The organism is Acidovorax sp. KNOB132 (assembly GCF_057541515.1).
On record NZ_BAAJYT010000028.1, the window covers coordinates 1 to 17128 of the forward strand.

At 65.8% G+C, this 17128-nt stretch carries 18 protein-coding genes and 1 tRNA gene; 14 read left to right on the forward strand and 5 right to left on the reverse strand.

Translation table 11 applies throughout. From position 1 onward, the window contains the following. Window positions 1-429: PdxA family dehydrogenase (locus AC27IO_RS06730; protein ID WP_498738025.1), on the forward strand; the 429-nt coding region annotated here is incomplete at its 5' end. Between the two features lie 55 nt (window positions 430-484). Here the strand turns inward: AC27IO_RS06730 and mscL are convergent. Beyond that, on the reverse strand, window positions 485-913 hold the full coding sequence (gene mscL, locus AC27IO_RS06735) for a large conductance mechanosensitive channel protein MscL (protein ID WP_272548939.1): 429 nt from the start codon (window positions 911-913) through the stop codon (window positions 485-487). Window positions 914-1049: 136 nt separating this feature from the next. On the opposite strand from mscL, the gene petA reads away from it, so the two are divergent. The 6 genes from petA to AC27IO_RS06765 all read left to right on the forward strand — a co-directional run bounded on the left by petA (window position 1050) and on the right by AC27IO_RS06765 (window position 5255). Beyond that, on the forward strand, window positions 1050-1649 hold the full coding sequence (petA, locus tag AC27IO_RS06740; RefSeq protein WP_272565535.1) for a ubiquinol-cytochrome c reductase iron-sulfur subunit: 600 nt from the start codon (window positions 1050-1052) through the stop codon (window positions 1647-1649). Window positions 1650-1660: 11 nt separating this feature from the next. Beyond that, entirely contained in the window at window positions 1661-3076 is a 1416-nt protein-coding gene (locus AC27IO_RS06745) for a cytochrome b (protein WP_284405471.1), read from the forward strand. Between the two features lie 20 nt (window positions 3077-3096). Next, a complete protein-coding gene (locus AC27IO_RS06750) occupies window positions 3097-3852 on the forward strand; it encodes a cytochrome c1 (RefSeq protein ID WP_272565533.1) in 756 nt (251 codons plus the stop codon). Window positions 3853-3951: 99 nt separating this feature from the next. Continuing rightward, window positions 3952-4563 carry a glutathione S-transferase N-terminal domain-containing protein gene (locus AC27IO_RS06755; RefSeq protein WP_272565532.1) on the forward strand — a complete coding sequence of 204 codons (612 nt, stop codon included), beginning with the start codon at window positions 3952-3954 and terminating at the stop codon, window positions 4561-4563. Window positions 4564-4596: 33 nt separating this feature from the next. After that, window positions 4597-5130: a ClpXP protease specificity-enhancing factor gene (locus tag AC27IO_RS06760; RefSeq protein ID WP_284409383.1), complete on the forward strand. Its 534-nt coding sequence runs from the start codon at window positions 4597-4599 to the stop codon at window positions 5128-5130. 49 nt (window positions 5131-5179) lie between these two features. Beyond that, window positions 5180-5255: transfer RNA gene (locus tag AC27IO_RS06765), tRNA-Thr, on the forward strand. Between the two features lie 49 nt (window positions 5256-5304). Here AC27IO_RS06765 and AC27IO_RS06770 read toward each other — a convergent pair. Then, the gene (locus AC27IO_RS06770) at window positions 5305-5604 is read right to left on the reverse strand and encodes a hypothetical protein (RefSeq protein WP_272565530.1); all 300 of its coding nucleotides are present in this window, start codon (window positions 5602-5604) and stop codon (window positions 5305-5307) included. A gap of 4 nt (window positions 5605-5608) precedes the next feature. Here AC27IO_RS06770 and AC27IO_RS06775 point away from each other — a divergent pair, with 4 nt between their 5' ends. The 7 genes from AC27IO_RS06775 to AC27IO_RS06805 all read left to right on the forward strand — a co-directional run bounded on the left by AC27IO_RS06775 (window position 5609) and on the right by AC27IO_RS06805 (window position 15381). Continuing rightward, window positions 5609-6616, forward strand: coding sequence for a M23 family metallopeptidase (locus AC27IO_RS06775; RefSeq protein ID WP_284405549.1), 1008 nt, complete (start codon window positions 5609-5611; stop codon window positions 6614-6616). A 135-nt stretch (window positions 6617-6751) separates the two neighbouring features. Next, entirely contained in the window at window positions 6752-9508 is a 2757-nt protein-coding gene (gene secA / locus AC27IO_RS06780; protein WP_498738029.1) for a preprotein translocase subunit SecA, read from the forward strand. Window positions 9509-9660: 152 nt separating this feature from the next. Then, window positions 9661-11388 carry an ABC transporter permease gene (locus AC27IO_RS06785; protein WP_317356507.1) on the forward strand — a complete coding sequence of 576 codons (1728 nt, stop codon included), beginning with the start codon at window positions 9661-9663 and terminating at the stop codon, window positions 11386-11388. A gap of 32 nt (window positions 11389-11420) precedes the next feature. Beyond that, window positions 11421-12743: an ABC transporter ATP-binding protein gene (locus AC27IO_RS06790; protein WP_498738032.1), complete on the forward strand. Its 1323-nt coding sequence runs from the start codon at window positions 11421-11423 to the stop codon at window positions 12741-12743. A gap of 65 nt (window positions 12744-12808) precedes the next feature. Next, window positions 12809-14038, forward strand: a complete 1230-nt coding sequence (gene argJ / locus AC27IO_RS06795; RefSeq protein WP_498738033.1) for a bifunctional glutamate N-acetyltransferase/amino-acid acetyltransferase ArgJ — start codon at window positions 12809-12811, stop codon at window positions 14036-14038. Between the two features lie 22 nt (window positions 14039-14060). After that, window positions 14061-14933: an ATP-binding protein gene (locus AC27IO_RS06800; protein WP_498738035.1), complete on the forward strand. Its 873-nt coding sequence runs from the start codon at window positions 14061-14063 to the stop codon at window positions 14931-14933. After that, window positions 14926-15381, forward strand: coding sequence for an NUDIX domain-containing protein (locus AC27IO_RS06805; protein ID WP_498738037.1), 456 nt, complete (start codon window positions 14926-14928; stop codon window positions 15379-15381). Before AC27IO_RS06800 ends, AC27IO_RS06805 begins: the two co-directional genes overlap by 8 nt. A 40-nt stretch (window positions 15382-15421) precedes the next feature. Here AC27IO_RS06805 and AC27IO_RS06810 read toward each other — a convergent pair whose 3' ends face one another. From AC27IO_RS06810 to coaE, 3 genes are all read right to left on the reverse strand, one after another. Next, a complete protein-coding gene (locus AC27IO_RS06810) occupies window positions 15422-15670 on the reverse strand; it encodes a DNA gyrase inhibitor YacG (protein WP_272565521.1) in 249 nt (82 codons plus the stop codon). 13 nt (window positions 15671-15683) lie between these two features. Then, entirely contained in the window at window positions 15684-16439 is a 756-nt protein-coding gene (gene zapD, locus AC27IO_RS06815) for a cell division protein ZapD (RefSeq protein ID WP_272565520.1), read from the reverse strand. A gap of 64 nt (window positions 16440-16503) precedes the next feature. Next, window positions 16504-17124 (reverse strand): dephospho-CoA kinase, encoded by a 621-nt coding sequence (gene coaE / locus AC27IO_RS06820; protein WP_498738040.1) that lies wholly within the window; start codon window positions 17122-17124, stop codon window positions 16504-16506. Window positions 17125-17128: the final 4 nt, after the last annotated feature.

The window sequence follows — 17128 nt, forward strand, 5'->3', positions numbered from 1 at the left end:
GCGCTCTCGCGCAGCCTGGGCCGCGCGCCGCGCATCGGCGTGGCGGGGCTCAATCCGCACGCGGGCGAGGGCGGCCTGTTCGGCCGTGAAGAGTTGGAAGTGATCGCCCCGGCCGTCGAGGCCGCGCGCCGCCTGGGCGTGGACGCGCACGGCCCCTACGCCCCGGACACCGTCTTCATGCGGGCACGCCACACGCCGCAGCGCGCGGGCGAGTTCGATGCCGTGCTGGCGATGTACCACGACCAGGGGCTGATCCCGGTCAAGTACCTGGGCGTGGACAAGGGCGTGAACGTGACGCTCGGCCTGCCGCTGGTGCGCACCAGCCCCGACCACGGCACGGCATTCGACATCGCCGGACGGGGCATTGCGGATGCCTCCAGCCTGATCGAGGCCGTGCGCATGGCTCGGCGGCTGGCCTCGGCCGCCTGAGCGGCCGGAAGGCCGCCTGCGCCGGGTGCTCCGGGCGCGCCGCGCGCCCGGCCTTTCAGCGCTTGAGGCTGTCGCGGATCTCGCGCAGCAGCACGATGTCTTCCGGCGTTGCCACCGGGGCCGGCGCGGGTGCCGGCGCCTGGCGCTTGAGGCGGTTGATCTGCTTGACCATCATGAAGATGATGAAAGCCAGGATCAGGAAGTTGACCGCCACGGTGATGAAGTTGCCGTAGGCCAGCACCGGAACGCCGGCCTTCTTGAGCGCGTCCAGCGTCTGCGGCACGCCGGGCGGCACGGTGCCCAGCACCACGAACAGGTTGGAGAAATCCAGCCGGCCGAAGACCAGCCCCACCACCGGCATGATCAGGTCGCTGACCACCGAATCGACGATCTTGCCGAAGGCGCCGCCGATGATCACGCCGACCGCTAGGTCTACCACATTACCTTTGATCGCGAACTCTTTGAATTCCTTTGCGATGCTCATTTCGCCCCTCCTTGATATAGCTGAAAACCCTCGCAGTATTGCGCAGGTTGAGGGGTGTTAACGCCTAGGAATACCCATTTTCACTCCGCTACAATTCCGCGATTGCCCCACCCAGCGAAGTACAACGAGGACACCCATGAGTGAAACTCCTATCGACTCCAGCAAGCGGACGTGGCTCATCGCCTCTGGCTGCGCTGGTGCCGTGGGCGGCGTAGCAACCGCCGTACCGTTCGTGAGCACGTTCCAGCCTTCCGAGAAGGCCAAGGCGGCAGGCGCCGCGGTCGAAGTCGATATTTCCGATCTCAAGCCGGGCGAGAAAATCACGGTCGAATGGCGCGGCAAGCCCGTGTGGATCATCAAGCGCACGCCCGACCAGCTCGCCGCGCTGCCCTCGCTGGATGCGCAGCTGGCCGACCCGAAATCGGAGCGCAAGCCGAGCGAACTCACCCCCGAATACGCCCGCAACGAGGCACGTTCCATCAAGCCTGAAATCCTCGTGGCCGTGGGCATCTGCACCCACCTGGGCTGCTCGCCTTCGGACAAGTTCGTGCCCGGTGCGCAGCCCTCGCTGCCCGACGACTGGAAGGGCGGCTTCCTGTGCCCCTGCCACGGTTCCACGTTCGACATGGCCGGCCGCGTTTTCAAGAACAAGCCGGCGCCGGACAACCTGGAAGTGCCTCCCCACATGTACCTGTCGGAGACCAAGCTCCTGATCGGTGAAGACAAGAAGGCATGAGGGAACACGACATGGCCCACGAATTCAAGGACATCTCCCCCAACGCCTCCACCGGCGCCAAAGTCACCAACTGGTTCGAGAACCGGTTCCCGACCGCGTTCGACGCCTACCGCGTCCACATGTCGGAGTACTACGCGCCGAAGAACTTCAACTTCTGGTACATCTTCGGCTCGCTGGCCCTGCTGGTGCTGGTGATCCAGATCGTCACCGGCATCTTCCTGGTGATGCACTACAAGCCCGACGCTGCGAAGGCCTTCGAGTCGGTCGAGTACATCATGCGCGACGTGCCGTGGGGTTGGCTCATCCGCTACATGCACTCCACGGGCGCCTCGGCGTTCTTCGTGGTGGTGTACCTGCACATGTTCCGCGGGCTGCTCTACGGCTCGTACCGCAAGCCGCGCGAACTGGTCTGGATCTTCGGCTGCGCCATCTTCCTGGCGCTCATGGCCGAGGCGTTCATGGGCTACCTGCTGCCCTGGGGCCAGATGTCGTACTGGGGCGCCCAGGTGATCGTGAACCTGTTCGCGGCCATCCCCTTCATCGGCCCCGACCTCGCGCTGCTGATCCGCGGCGACTACGTGGTGGGCGATGCCACGCTGAACCGCTTCTTCAGCTTCCACGTGATCGCCGTGCCGCTGGTGCTGCTGGGCCTGGTGGTGGCGCATCTGCTGGCGCTGCACGACGTGGGCTCCAACAACCCCGACGGCGTGGAGATCAAGGGCCCCAACGCCCCCCGCGACGACAAGGGCCACCCGCTGGATGGCATCCCGTTCCATCCCTACTACACGGTGCATGACATCTTCGGGGTCTGCGTGTTCCTGTTCATCTTCTCGGCCGTGGTGTTCTTCGCGCCCGAGTTCGGTGGCTACTTCCTCGAGTACAACAACTTCATCCCGGCTGATCCGCTCAAGACGCCCGCGCACATCGCGCCCGTCTGGTACTTCACGCCGTTCTATTCCATGCTGCGCGCCATCACCAGCGAGATGATGTATGCCCTCATCGCGTGCGTGGTGCTGGCCGCCGGCTTCGGCGTGGTCAAGGGCCGCCTGCCGGTTTTCATCAAGGTGGCGATCGTGGCCATCGCGGCAGCGGCCATCGCCCTCATGCTGTCGATCGACGCCAAGTTCTGGGGCGTGGTCGTGATGGGCGGCGCCGTCATCATCCTGTTCTTCCTGCCCTGGCTGGACATGAGCCCGGTCAAGTCGATCCGCTACCGTCCGGGCTGGCACAAGTACCTGTACGGCATCTTCGTGATCAACTTCGTCGCACTGGCCTATCTGGGCGTGCAGCCACCGTCGCCGCTGGGCGAGCGTGTCTCGCAGGTCGGCACCCTGTTCTATTTCGGTTTCTTCCTGCTCATGCCCTGGTGGAGCCGGCTCGGCGAGCCCAAGCCCGTGCCGGACCGCGTGATCTTCAAGGCGCATTGAGCAGGCAGGAGACCCATCCCATGAAAAAAATCATCCTCACGCTGATCGCGGCCCTGGGCATCGCCACGGGCGCGCAGGCTGCCGAAGGCGGCATCGCCTGGGACAAGGCACCTGTCCAGACCAACGACACGGCCTCGCTGCAAAACGGCGCCAAGCTCTTCGTCAACTACTGCCTGAGCTGCCACTCGGCCGCGTTCATGCGGTTCAACCGCCTGAAGGACATCGGCCTCACCGACCAGCAGATCAAGGACAACCTGCTGTTCACCACCGAAAAGGTGGGCGAGACCATGAAGTCCACCATCGATCCGCGCCAGGCCAAGGACTGGTTCGGCGCCAATCCACCCGACCTCACGGTGATCGCCCGCTCGCGCGCCGGCCATGGCGGAACGGGGGCGGATTACCTCTATACCTTCCTGCGCACTTTCTACCGCGACGAGACCAAGGCCACGGGATGGAATAATCTCGCCTTCCCGAGTGTCGGCATGCCTCACGTGCTCTGGCAATTGCAGGGCGACCGTCGCCCCGTGTTCGAACAGCAGGAGAGCCATGGCCACAAGACGGAAGTCTTCAAGGGCTGGACGCAGGTGAGTCCGGGCACAATGAGCCCCCTCCAATACGACCAGGCCGTGGGTGATCTCGTCAATTACCTGCAATGGATGGGCGAGCCAGCGCAAAATACCCGGTTGCGCGTCGGCGTCTGGGTTTTGATTTTCCTCGGTGTGTTCACGGTGATTGCCTGGAGGCTCAACGCAGCTTTCTGGAAAGACATCAAGTAACCGCACCAACCGCCTGCGGCGCCAGACCTGGCGCTGCCCAGGTTTTCAGAGTGGACGCATCCTGCGCCCACTCTTTTTGATTTTTAGGAGCCTCTCACCATGATGGTGCTTTATTCGGGTACGACCTGTCCCTTCTCCCATCGCTGCCGTTTCGTTCTGTTCGAGAAGGGAATGGACTTCGAGATCCGCGATGTGGACCTGTACAACAAGCCCGAAGACATCAGCGTGATGAACCCCTACGGACAGGTGCCGATCCTGGTCGAGCGCGACCTGATCCTGTACGAGTCGAACATCATCAACGAATACATCGACGAGCGCTTCCCGCATCCGCAACTGATGCCCGGCGACCCGGTGGACCGCGCCCGCGTGCGCCTGTTCCTGCTGAACTTCGAGAAGGAACTGTTCGTTCACGTGAACATCCTCGAATCGCGTGCCACCAAGGGCAACGAGAAGGCGCTGGAAAAAGCCCGCGCCCACATCCGCGACCGCCTCACGCAACTGGCGCCCGTGTTTCTCAAGAACAAGTACATGCTGGGCGAGAATTTCTCGATGCTGGACGTGGCCATCGCGCCGCTGCTCTGGCGCCTGGACTACTACGGCATCGACCTGAGCAAGAACGCCGCGCCGCTGCTCAAGTATGCTGAGCGCATCTTCTCGCGTCCTGCGTACATCGAAGCGCTGACGCCTTCCGAAAAAGTCATGCGCAAGTGATTGCGCGATCCTTCCTTCCCGCACGCCACCATGATGAACGCCCAGGATTCCACCTCCACTCGCCCCTATCTCATCCGGGCCTTGTATGAGTGGTGCACCGACAACGGGCTCACGCCCTACGTTGCCGTGCGGGTGGACGACTCGGTGCAGGTGCCGCGCGAGTATGTGAAGGATGGCGAGATCGTGCTCAACATCAGCTACGACGCGACCAGTGCGCTGCAGCTGGGCAACGATTTCATCGAGTTCAAGGCGCGCTTCGGCGGCAAGCCGCGCGACATCATGGTCCCCGTGGGCCGCGTGATCGCCATCTACGCGCGCGAGAATGGCCAGGGCATGGCCTTTCCGCCGCCGGTGGACGTGCTGGAGCCGAGCGAAGGCGGCGTGCTGTCTTCCTCGGTCCTCAGCACGGCCACCTCCGCGCCCGCGGAGTCCGAGTCTTCGACGGGCGCGGACGATCGTGTGGTGCAGCTGGTGTCCACCGATTCGCCTCCGGACGACGGTGGTGCGCCGCCCCGGCCGACGTCGCCGGGCGCCGGTGGCCGGCCCTCGCTCAAGCGCGTCAAATAGCGTTGCCATGCGGCTGCGGCGCATTTCGCGCGGCTAGAATGCAGCCTTCGCCGATTTAGCTCAGTTGGTAGAGCACCCGCCTTGTAAGCGGTAGGTCGTCAGTTCGATTCCGACAATCGGCACCATCTTTCCCTCTTTTCGTCTCCCCCTTTGCCATGCCTTCCCTTGCGGGCTTCAGGTTTGGATTTTGAGGCGAATGGAGTTAACCTCCCACCCCCGAGTGCGCAAATGCGCCTGCAAGGCAGGCAGCAGCTGACGCACCTTGGCCGCCGCTGCGTTGCTGCGCACCAGCAGGCACCATGTCGGGCCTTCGATCGGCCCTGCCTGAATGGCGGGCCGCAAAGTGGGTGGAATCAATGGCTCGATGGCCTTGAGCCGCTCCGTGGATTCGCGCGTCAGTGCCGCCAGCTTGGCCAATGTGGGGGATTCCTCCGTGGCTTGAAGCAGGGTGACGGCTTGGTGACGGCGGTTCATGGCAATGCGCCGCGCGGCGCGGAGAAATGTAGTGCACTTGATTATCACGGACGCCCGGCTGGCGCGAAGCCGGGCCATACACCTGACAGGGACACGGCTCATGGCGGCGGGCTTGCTGGTCTCGTTCACCATCATGCTGGTCGCGGCCATGCTCTACCACTGGGTCTTTCTCAAGGGCGCGCGCGAAGGCTGGCCCATCGTCGGGTCGCTGGTCAAGCTGGTGGCCAAGGACGAAATGGAAGAGCGCGACCGCTTCATGCGCGCCAACCTCGACGCCATGGCGCGCAAGGTCGGCGAGATGCAGGCGCGCGTCATGCAGCTGGAATCGCTGGGCGAGCGGGTGCTGGGGCTGGCGGGCATGCCGGCGTCGGAGCTGTCGCGGCCGCCGGGGCAGGGCGGCGCGCTGGTGTCGGGCCACCCCATGGACATGCAGGAGCTGGAGCGCACGCTGGACGACCTGGCCCAGCTCACGGACCGCCGGGTGGACCTGATGACGGTGGTGGAATCGCGGCTGTTCGACCAGCACATCCGAAAGCACATGGTGCCGACGCAGGCGCCGGTGCTGGGCAAGCTCCCCGGCTCGGCATTCGGCTGGCGCATCGACCCCATCACGGGCCACTCCGCCCTGCACACGGGATTGGACTTCCAGGCGGACACGGGCACGCCCATCCTCGCGGCGGCCGGGGGCGTGGTGGTCGCGCAGGAGTACCACCCCGCCTACGGCAACATGATCGAGGTGGACCACGGCAATCAGCTGGTCACCCGGTATGCGCATGCCTCCAAAACGATGGTCAAGCGCGGCGACCTCGTGCGCCGCGGGCAGAAGATCGCCGAGGTCGGCACGACCGGCCGCTCCACCGGCCCCCATCTGCATTTCGAGGTGCTGGTGCAGGGCGTTCCGCAGGATCCGCAAAAATTCCTGATGGCCGGAGCCCAGGCGCCCTCCACCCGCGTGGCCAGTGCCGGACCGGCCCAAAAGGCCGATGGCCAGCCCGTCACCCCGCGCAGGTAAAATCTGCGGTCCGGACCTGCCGACCCGGGTTGCGCAACTTGCAACCCGAGAACGCAGCCCCACCTGAACTCACTTCTTCTTTAGGGATTCTGGTCGCGCCGTACGCCCTCGGGCACGCGGCGCGGTCCTGCTCGCATGGCCACCAATTTCCTCACCAAATTATTCGGCAGCCGCAATGACCGGCTCCTCAAGCAATACCGCAAGACGGTGGCCCGCATCAATGCGATGGAGCCCGACTACGAAAAGCTGAGTGACGAGGCGCTGCGCGCCAAGACCGCCGAGTTCAAGGAACGCGTCTCCAAAGGCGAATCGCTGGACGATCTGCTGCCAGAGGCTTTCGCCGTGGTGCGTGAAGGCTCCAAGCGCATCATGAAAATGCGCCACTTCGATGTCCAGCTGCTGGGCGGCATGGCGCTGCATTACGGCAAGATTTCGGAAATGCGCACCGGCGAAGGCAAGACGCTGACCGCCACGCTGCCGGTCTACCTGAATGCGCTGTCCGGCGACGGCGTGCACGTGGTGACGGTCAACGACTACCTCGCCAACCGCGATGCCCAGTGGATGGGGCGCCTGTACAACTTCCTGGGCCTGACCGTCGGCATCAACCTGCCGCAGGCCCCGCGCGAGGAAAAGCAGGCCGCCTACCAGGCCGACATCACCTACGGCACGAACAACGAGTACGGCTTCGACTACCTGCGCGACAACATGGTGTACGAGTCGCGCGACCGGGTGCAGCGCGGGCTGAACTTCGCCATCGTCGATGAGGTGGATTCGATCCTGATCGACGAGGCGCGCACGCCGCTCATCATCAGCGGGCAGGCCGAAGACCACACGGCGATGTACATCGCCATGAACGAGGTCGTGCCGCTCCTGGTGCGCCAAGAGGGCGAGGCTGATCCGCGCACCGGCGAGGGCGTCACCAAGCCGGGCGATTTCACGCTTGACGAGAAGACGCACCAGGTGTTCCTGACCGAGCAGGGCCATGAAACCGCCGAGCGCGTTCTTGCCAGCCGCGGCTTGATCGCCGAAGGCGCATCGCTCTACGACCCGGCCAACATCACGCTCATGCACCACCTGTATGCGGCGCTGCGGGCCAACCACCTCTACCACCGCGACCAGCACTACGTGGTGCAGGAAGGCGAGATCGTCATCGTGGACGAATTCACCGGCCGCCTCATGTCGGGCCGCCGCTGGAGCGAAGGCCTGCACCAGGCCGTCGAGGCCAAGGAAGGCGTGGGCATCCAGGCCGAGAACCAGACGCTGGCATCCATCACGTTCCAGAACTACTTCCGCCTGTACAAGAAGCTGGCGGGCATGACCGGAACGGCCGACACCGAGGCCTATGAATTCCAGGAAATCTACGGCCTGGAAACCGTGGTGATTCCTCCGAACCGCCCGAGCAAGCGCAACGACCAGCTGGACCGCGTGTACAAAACCACGCGCGAAAAGTACGAGGCGGCGATCAAGGACATCCGCGAGTGCCATGAGCGCGGCCAGCCCGTGCTGGTGGGCACCACGTCGATCGAGAACTCCGAAATCATCGACCAACTGCTGCAAAAGGAAAACCTGCCGCACCAGGTGCTGAACGCCAAGCAGCATGCCCGCGAGGCCGACATCGTGGCCCAGGCCGGCCGTGCCGGCATGATCACGATCGCGACCAACATGGCGGGCCGCGGCACCGACATTGTGCTGGGCGGCAACATCGAGAAGGCGCTGGCCGCCATCGAGAGCGACGAGTCGCTCGACGAGGCGACCAAGGAAAGCCGCGTGGCCGAGGTGCGCGCGCAGTGGACGCGCGACCACGAGAAGATCAAGGAGCTGGGTGGCCTGCGCATCATTGCGACCGAGCGCCACGAGTCGCGCCGCATCGACAACCAGCTGCGGGGCCGATCGGGCCGCCAGGGCGACCCCGGCTCTTCGCGGTTCTACCTGAGCCTGGACGATTCGCTGATGCGCATCTTCGCCGGCGACCGCGTGAAGGCGATCATGGACCGCCTCAAGATGCCCGATGGCGAGGCCATCGAAGCGGGCATCGTCACGCGCAGCATCGAGTCGGCGCAGCGCAAGGTCGAGGCGCGCAACTTCGATGTCCGCAAGCAGCTGCTGGAATACGACGACGTTTCCAATGACCAGCGCAAGGTGATCTACCAGCAGCGCAACGAGATCCTAGACGCGAGCGACCTGTCCGGCTTGATCGCCAACATGCAGGAAGACTGCCTGACCGATCTGGTGCGCCAGTACGTGCCGGCCGAATCGGTCGAGGAGCAGTGGGACCTGCAGGCGCTCGAGAAGTCGCTGGCCGAGGATTGGCAGATCCAGCTGCCGCTGAAGCAGGAAGTGGACAGCGCGCACGCCATCACCGACGACGAGATCCTGGAAAAGGTGCTCACCGCAGGCAAGGCCGCCTTCCAGGCCAAGCTGGAGCTGGTGGGCCAGGAGAATTTCAACCAGTTCGAACGCGCGGTGCTGCTGCAGAGCTTCGACTCCAACTGGCGCGACCACCTGGCGGCCCTCGACTACCTGCGCCAGGGCATCCACCTGCGCGGCTACGCGCAAAAGCAGCCCAAGCAGGAATACAAGCGCGAGGCGTTCGAGTTGTTCCGCCAGCTGATCGACCAGGTCAAGAACGAAGTGACCAAGATCCTGATGACGGTGCAGGTGCAGTCGCCTGCGCAGCTGGACGAGGCCGCCGAGGCCCTGGAGAGCCGTGCCGAGAAGATCGCCAACGTGACCTACACCGCCCCCACCGAGACCGGTGAGGTGGAGGTCCGCTCCGAGGCCGCCATGGCGGCCGGTGCGCTCGCGGGCGAAGTGCCCCGTGTCGGCCGCAACGACCCATGCCCTTGCGGCAGCGGCAAGAAGTACAAGAGCTGCCACGGCCGTCTGGACTGACCATGCGGCACCGCCCTGATCGCAGGGCGGGATGCCTGTGCCCCAGGCGCGCAGGGATGGGGCGCGGCGGGCCGCAGCAGTGGTGGCTTCGTCTTCGGCTTGTCACGGGCCGCTGCTAGGCTGTTTCGCGTCACAGGGAGAAGGGCGCAAGGATGATCGACAAGCGGTTTTTCCCGCGGCAGGTGGTGCAGGCCACCGGTAACCGATGGGATTGGGCCCTGCTACCCCTGGTGCTGGCCGTGCTCTTCGCCCTGGCCTGGGGCGGCTCGCAGATGGCACGGCCCTACCAGGTGGGCGACGTGCTGCCGCTGTCGCTCGATCCGTGGATGCTGCCGTACTATCTGCTGCGCACCACGCTGCGCATGTTCATCGCACTGGGCGCATCGCTGGTGTTTGCCTGCGTCTTCGCGGCGCTGGCGGCCAAGTACCGCACGGCGGAGCGGGTGATGGTGCCGCTCTTGGACATCCTGCAGTCCATCCCGATCCTGGGCTTCCTGTCGATCACCGTGACGGGGTTCATCGCGCTGTTCCCGGGCAACCTCTTCGGCGTCGAGTGCGCGGCGATCTTCGCCATCTTCACCTCGCAGGCCTGGAACATGGCCTTCAGCCTGTACCAGTCCATGCGCACGGTGCCGGCCGAACTGCGCGAAGCCGCTGCGGTGTTCCAGCTGTCGGGCTGGCAGCGCTTCTGGCGGCTGGAGCTGCCCTTCGCCATGCCAGGGCTGCTGTGGAACATGATGATGTCCATGTCCGGCGGCTGGTTCTTCGTGGTGGCGTCGGAGGCGATTTCGGTATCGCACCAGGACATCAAGCTGCCGGGTGTGGGCTCGTACATCGCCCTGGCCATCGAGGCGCGCGACCTGGGCGCGATCGGCTGGGCGATCGTGGGCATGCTGGTCGGCATCGTGCTGTACGACCAGCTGTTCTTTCGCCCGCTCATCGCCTGGGCCGACAAGTTCCGGTTCGAGGAGGGCGGCAGCGAAGCCCAGCCGACCTCCTGGCTGCTGTCCTGGATGCGCCGCACGTCGCAGCTCAAGCGGGTGGTGGCGCTGTTCGTGGTGCCGCTGGAGTGGTCGCTCACGCGGCTGCGCCGTCGTCATGACGGCACCTCGATCCGTGCACGCCCCTCCGTGCCCCATCCCGCCCTGACGCGCGCGGGCGATGCCTTGCTGGCGGCGGCGGTGATGTTGGCGGTGATCTGGCTCGTGCGCTTCATCCACAGCGAGGTGGGCTGGCACGAGGTAGGCCATGTCTTCGTGCTCGGCACGTACACGCTGGTGCGCGTGGTCGTGCTGATCCTGCTGGCGGCGGTGGTCTGGGTGCCGGTGGGCGTCTGGATCGGCATGAATCCGCGCTGGGCGGGCCGGTTGCAGGCCGTGGCGCAGTTTCTGGCGGCCTTTCCGGCCAACCTGATGTTCCCGCTGGCCGTGGTGCTGATCGTGCGCTGGCACCTCGATCCGAACCTCTGGCTGGCGCCGTTGATGGTGCTCGGCACGCAGTGGTATCTGCTCTTCAACGTGATCGCCGGGGCTTCCAGCGTGCCGTCGGAGTTGCGTTATGCCGCACAGAATCTGGGGCTGTCGGGCTGGCTGCGCTGGAAGCGCTACCTGCTGCCGGCGGTGTTTCCCAGCTTCGTCACCGGTGCGATCACGGCCAGCGGCGGCTCGTGGAATGCGAGCATCGTGGCCGAATACGTGACCTGGGGCGACACCACGCTGCAGGCCGATGGCCTGGGCAGCTACATCGCCCACATGACGGCGATCGGCGACTTTCCCCGCATCGCGCTGGGCATCGGCGTGATGTGCGTCTTCGTCATGGGCATGAACCATTTCGTGTGGCGGCGCCTCTACGCGATGGCCGAAAACCGCATGCACTCCTGACGCCTGGAACCGAACCCATGGAAACCTCTCCCATGTCCCCCATCGCCGAGCTGGCCCAGGTGGGCAAGTCTTTTCGCTCCAGCGACGGCACCGCGCGTTCGGTGCTGGAGGGGGTCGATCTCGTGCTGCAGGAGGGCGAGATCGTGGCGCTGCTCGGGCAGTCGGGGTCGGGCAAGTCCACGCTGCTGCGCATCCTGGCGGGCCTGGTTCCGGTGGATGCCGGCGACGTTCGCTACCGGGGCCAGCCGCTGTACGGCCCGGCGCGCGGCATCGCCATGGTGTTTCAGTCGTTCGCACTCTTCCCGTGGCTCACGGTGCAGCAGAACGTGGAGCTGGGCCTGGAAGCCCGGGGGGTGGCCCCCGCCGAACGATCACGGCGGGCCGCCGCCGCCATCGAGCTGATCGGGCTGTCCGGGTTCGAGGGCGCGTTGCCGCGCGAGCTGTCGGGCGGCATGCGCCAGCGCGTGGGCATCGCGCGCGCCCTGGTGGTGGAGCCCGAAGTGCTGCTGATGGACGAGGCCTTTTCGGCCCTCGATGTGCTCACGGGCGAACGGCTGCGCGACGACATTCTGGAGCTGTGGGGCAGCGGCAGCATGCCCACGCGCGCCATGCTCATCGTGTCGCACAACATCGAGGAGGCCGTGCTGATGGCCGACCGGGTGCTGATTTTCGCCAGCAACCCGGGCCGCGTGCGCGCCGAGCTGCCGATCCAGCTGCCTCGCCCGCGCCACCCCGACAGCCCTGAGGTGCGGGCCCTCATCGACGAGGTCTACGGGCTCATGACGGCACGCCAGCCGGGCGCGGGCCGCCCGGCCGCAGAGCCGTCCCGCAGGCCCGTGGCCGACCAGTTGCCGGCTGCCGATGTCGGGCGGATGGAGGGGCTGCTCGAGCGGCTGTCCGAGGCGCCTTTCGACGGCCGGGCTGACCTGCCGCGCATGGCCGAAGACGCGGAACTGGCCGATGACGAACTGCTGGTTCTGGCCCAGGCGCTGGCCCTGCTGGGGTTTGCGCAGCTGGCCGACGGTGACCTGCACCTGACCGCGCTGGGCCAGCGCTACGTGCAGGCGCCCAACACCGTGCGGCAGACCCTGTTCGGCCAGCAGCTGCTCTCGCATGTTCCGCTGGCGGCCCACATGCGGCACAGCCTGGAACAAGACCCTGCGGGCGAGCTGCCGGAAAAGCCTTTCCTGCGCCTGCTGCACGAAAGCCTGGACGAGGCCCAGGCCGAACAGGTGCTGCGCACGGTCATCGAATGGGGCCGCTATGGCGAAGTGTTCGAATACGATTTCCACACCGGACTGATCCATCTGCCCGATGGCGATGCCAGCCAGGCCGCGCCAAAAGCCACGCCCTAGAATCGGCAGCTTTCGCCGTTGACCTTCCTTCTTCTTTCCCCCCTTACCCGCCGAGACCCACTGCCATGCCCGTGAACCTGATTGCGCCGAATCCCGCTGACCTGCATCCCGTGCCCGGCGTGCGCCTGGGCGTGGCCATGGCCGGGGTGCGCAAGGCCAATCGCCGCGACCTCACGGTGCTGCTGATCGACGAAGGCGCGACCGTGGCCGGCGTGTTCACGCAGAACCGCTTCTGCGCGGCCCCCGTGCAGGTCTGCCGCGAGCACCTGGCGGGCGCCCAGGCCATCCGCGCCATCGTGGTCAATACCGGCAATGCCAATGCGGGCACGGGCGCCGAGGGCCTGGCACGCGCACGGTCCACCTGCCAGGCTGCGGCCGGCTTGCTGGGCCTGTCGCCTTCGCAGGTGCTGCCGTTTTCCACCGGGGTGATCATGGAGCCGCTGCCCGTCGACCGCATCGAAGCCGGCCTGCCCGCTGCCATCGCGGACGCGCAGCCCGGCCATTGGGCGCAGGCGGCCGAAGGCATCATGACCACCGATACGCTGCCCAAGGCCTTCAGCCGGCAGGTGCAGATCGGCGGCGCCACCGTGACGGTGACGGGCATCAGCAAGGGCGCGGGCATGATCCGCCCCAACATGGCCACCATGCTGGGCTTTCTGGCCACGGATGCGCGCATCGAACCCGCACTGCTGCAGCCGCTGCTGCGCGAACTGGCCGACCGTTCGTTCAACCGGGTGACGATCGACGGCGACACCTCCACCAACGATTCGTTCGTGGCCATCGCCACCCAGCAGGCCGCGCATTCGCCCATCGTGTCGATGGACAGCGCCGAGGGCCAGGCGCTCAAGGCCGCGATGCTGGACGTCGCGCAGAAGCTGGCACAGGCCATCGTGCGCGATGGCGAGGGCGCCACGAAGTTCATCACCGTCCGCGTCGAGGGCGGCAAGACGGCGGAAGAATGCCAGCTGGTGGCCTACGCCATCGCGCATTCGCCGCTCGTCAAGACGGCCTTCTTCGCCAGCGACCCCAACCTGGGCCGCATCCTGGCGGCGGTGGGCTATGCCGGCATCGCCGATCTCGACCAGACCCTCATCGAGCTGCACCTGGACGATGTGCACGTGGTGACGAAGGGCGGGCGCAACCCCAGCTACCGCGAGGAAGATGGCCAGCGCGTGATGAAGCAAAGCGAGATCACCGTGCGCGTGGGCCTCGGCCGTGGCGATGCCGCGGAAACGGTGTGGACCTGCGATTTCAGCCACGAGTACGTGACGATCAACGCCGACTACCGTTCCTGAATCCGGGCCCCCTGCAGCGCTCATGACCGCCACCTTCGAACACCTGATGCTCCGTGCGGAGCAATTGATCTCCCGCATCGAATCGGTATTGCCCCAGGCCCTGACCGCACCGGATTGGTCCCGTGCCATCGCGTGGCGCTATCGCAAGCGCAGCGGCGGCCACGGTGCGCTGGAGCCCGTGCGCCACGTGGGGGGCATGCGTCTGGACGATCTGAAGGAAATCGACGCCCAGAAAGAAAAGATCCAGCGCAACACCCAGCAGTTCGTGGAAGGCCGGCCGGCCAACAACGTGCTGCTGACGGGCGCCCGCGGGACGGGCAAGTCCTCCCTCATCAAGGCGTGCCTCAATACCTATGCGCCTCAGGGGCTGCGCCTGATCGAGGTGGACAAGGCCGATCTGACGGACCTGCCCGACATCGTGGAGATCGTGGCGGATCGGCCCGAGAAATTCATCGTCTATTGCGATGACCTGAGCTTTGAAGAGGGCGAGCCGGGGTACAAGGCGCTGAAGTCGATCCTCGACGGATCGGTGGCGGCTTCCACGCCCAACGTGCTGGTGTATGCCACCAGCAACCGCCGCCACCTGCTGCCCGAGTACCACAAGGAAAACCTGTCCTATACCCACACGGAAGATGGCGAGGTGCACCCGGGCGAGGTGGTAGAAGAAAAGATCTCGCTGTCCGAACGATTCGGCCTGTGGGTCAGCTTCTACCCTTTCAGCCAGGACGAATACCTGGCCATCGTGGCGCAGTGGCTTTCCTTCCTGGGCGTCGCGGATGCGGAGATGGCCGCAGCGCGCCCCCAGGCCCTGGTCTGGGCACTGGAGCGCGGATCGCGCAGCGGCCGGGTCGCCTACCAGTTCGCGCGGGACTATGCGGGGCGCCAGCATGGCTGATCCCGTAGTCCGTGTCGACGCCAGAACGCACACCGACGTGGCGGTCGGCATCCTGCTGCGTGCGGATGGCGCCATGCTGCTGTCCACCCGGCCCGCGGGCAAGCCTTACGCCGGGTACTGGGAGTTCCCTGGCGGCAAGCTGGAGGCCGGGGAGACCGTGGAAGAGGCCTTGCGGCGCGAGTTGATCGAGGAGCTGGGCGTCACCATCGGTGCGGCATCCGTCTGGAAGGTGACGGAGCACGACTATCCCCATGCGCTCGTTCGCTTGCACTGGTGCAAGGTCTGGGAATGGCAGGGCGACTTCGAAATGCGCGAGGGCCAGACCATGGCCTGGCAGCAGTGGCCCCTGCAGGTCTCGCCCGTACTGCCGGGCGCTTATCCCGTACTGGAGTGGCTGGCCCAGGAGCGGGGAGCAACCTTTGACCCTTCCACGATCAATCAGCTATAAAAATAATAGCTAAACGCCCTAGAAAAATATGCCCTGTAGGCTATTTTTCCCAGGCGCCCGGCGGAATGTGCGGAAGCCCGTCGCCCAGGTCGGGGTCTTGGGTCGGCGGTTCGGTAGGCACGCGGAATTCTTCGCTCGCCCAGGCCCCCAGGTCGATCTGCTTGCAGCGCTCGCTGCAAAACGGTCGGAAGGGATTGCTGGGGCCGTAGAGGCTTTCGCCACGGCAGGCCGGGCACGTCACGTACTTGGCGTTGGAGGGGGCCGGCGAACGCGGCTGAGAACGGCTCATGGTCAACGGGCGCTCAGGCGCACAAGGTCAGTTCGAACGCGGCATCTTCGTTGGCGGCATGCAGCTTGCCGTCGTCATGCTGGCGCATCAGCCGCACGGAGACGATCAGGCGGTTGCCGCTGATTTCCGGGATCAGGTCCAGGGAAGGGTCGATGCGAAGGCGCAGCAGTTGGAAGGTGCGCCCCTGGGGCAGGGTCTGCTGGAACTGACCATGGTCTGCGGCCACCTTCTGGGGCACGCCCGAATCACGCAGCAGCTTCAGGAGGACGTACAACGACTCCGCCAGGGGGGCGAGGGTGGTCGCCCAGGCTTCCAGATCCTGCTGGCGCTGCTGGGGGGCATGGTGCTGCCAGGCGTAGTAGGCCGGCAGATCGAAGCCGCAGGTTCCCCCGGGAATGCCCACCCGGCTGCGGATGCTCATCAGCCAGTCGTTTTCCGCCAGGGCCTGGCCTGCCTTGCCCGTCTGCGCATTCAACCCGGCAAAGCACCGATCGAGCTGCGCGATGATGCCGTCCAGAACCGCTTCGGAAATCGAAGGGTTGCCCCGGTAGCCATCCAGCTGGTGCTTCTGCTTTTCCAGATCCTTGAGCACATCCGACTTGAGATCGGCGCGCGCCGCGACATCCATGATTTCGAAGACCGTCACCAGTGCGTAGTGGTGGTCCAGGGGATGCTGGCGCGGAATCAACTCACCCAGGCGGCGAAACAGCTGCTCCAGCCGCAGGTAGGTTCTCAGTCGTTCGTTGAAGGGATATTCGTAAAGGATCACGCTGCAGGGTTCCTGGGGGCACACGGCTGGCGCTGCCAGCTTCGCGCGTCCGATATGCCGGGCATCATAGCCCGAACCGCTGGGCGATCTGAAGGACGTCAGCTCGCAACCCTTGCAGCGAGATTCCGTCGTTGTAGACCACCATGTCCGCTGCCGCCCGCCGGATCGCCCGGGGGGCTTGGGACGCCATGATGCCTTCGATCGTCTCGCGCGTCAGGGCGCTGCGCTGCTGCACCCGGAGGATCTGGGTTTCGGGGGTGCAGTCCACCACGAGAATCTGGTCCAGCTGCTGCGCCCAGCGGGCAGACTCGACCAGCAGCGGGATGTCGAAGACGATCAGGGCCGCACCGCTTTGCACGGCGCGCGAAGCGGCTTCCTGCGTTGCCAGGGCCACCAGCGGGTGGACGATGTGCTCCAGGCGCTGACGCGCCGCCGGGTCCGTGAACACGCGTTCCCGCATGCGGTCGCGGTCCATCGCGCCGTGCGCATCGATCAAGGCGTCGCCGAACGCGTCGCGGATGGGGCCGATGGCGGCCCCCCCTGGGGCCGTCACCTGGCGCGAAAGCCGATCGGCGTCGATGAGTGCGGCGCCGTGTTCCGCCAGCATTTGGCCCACCGTGCTTTTCCCGCTGCCGATGCCGCCGGTCAAACCCAGGCGCAGAGCGGGCCGCGATTCGGTCGCCATGGGC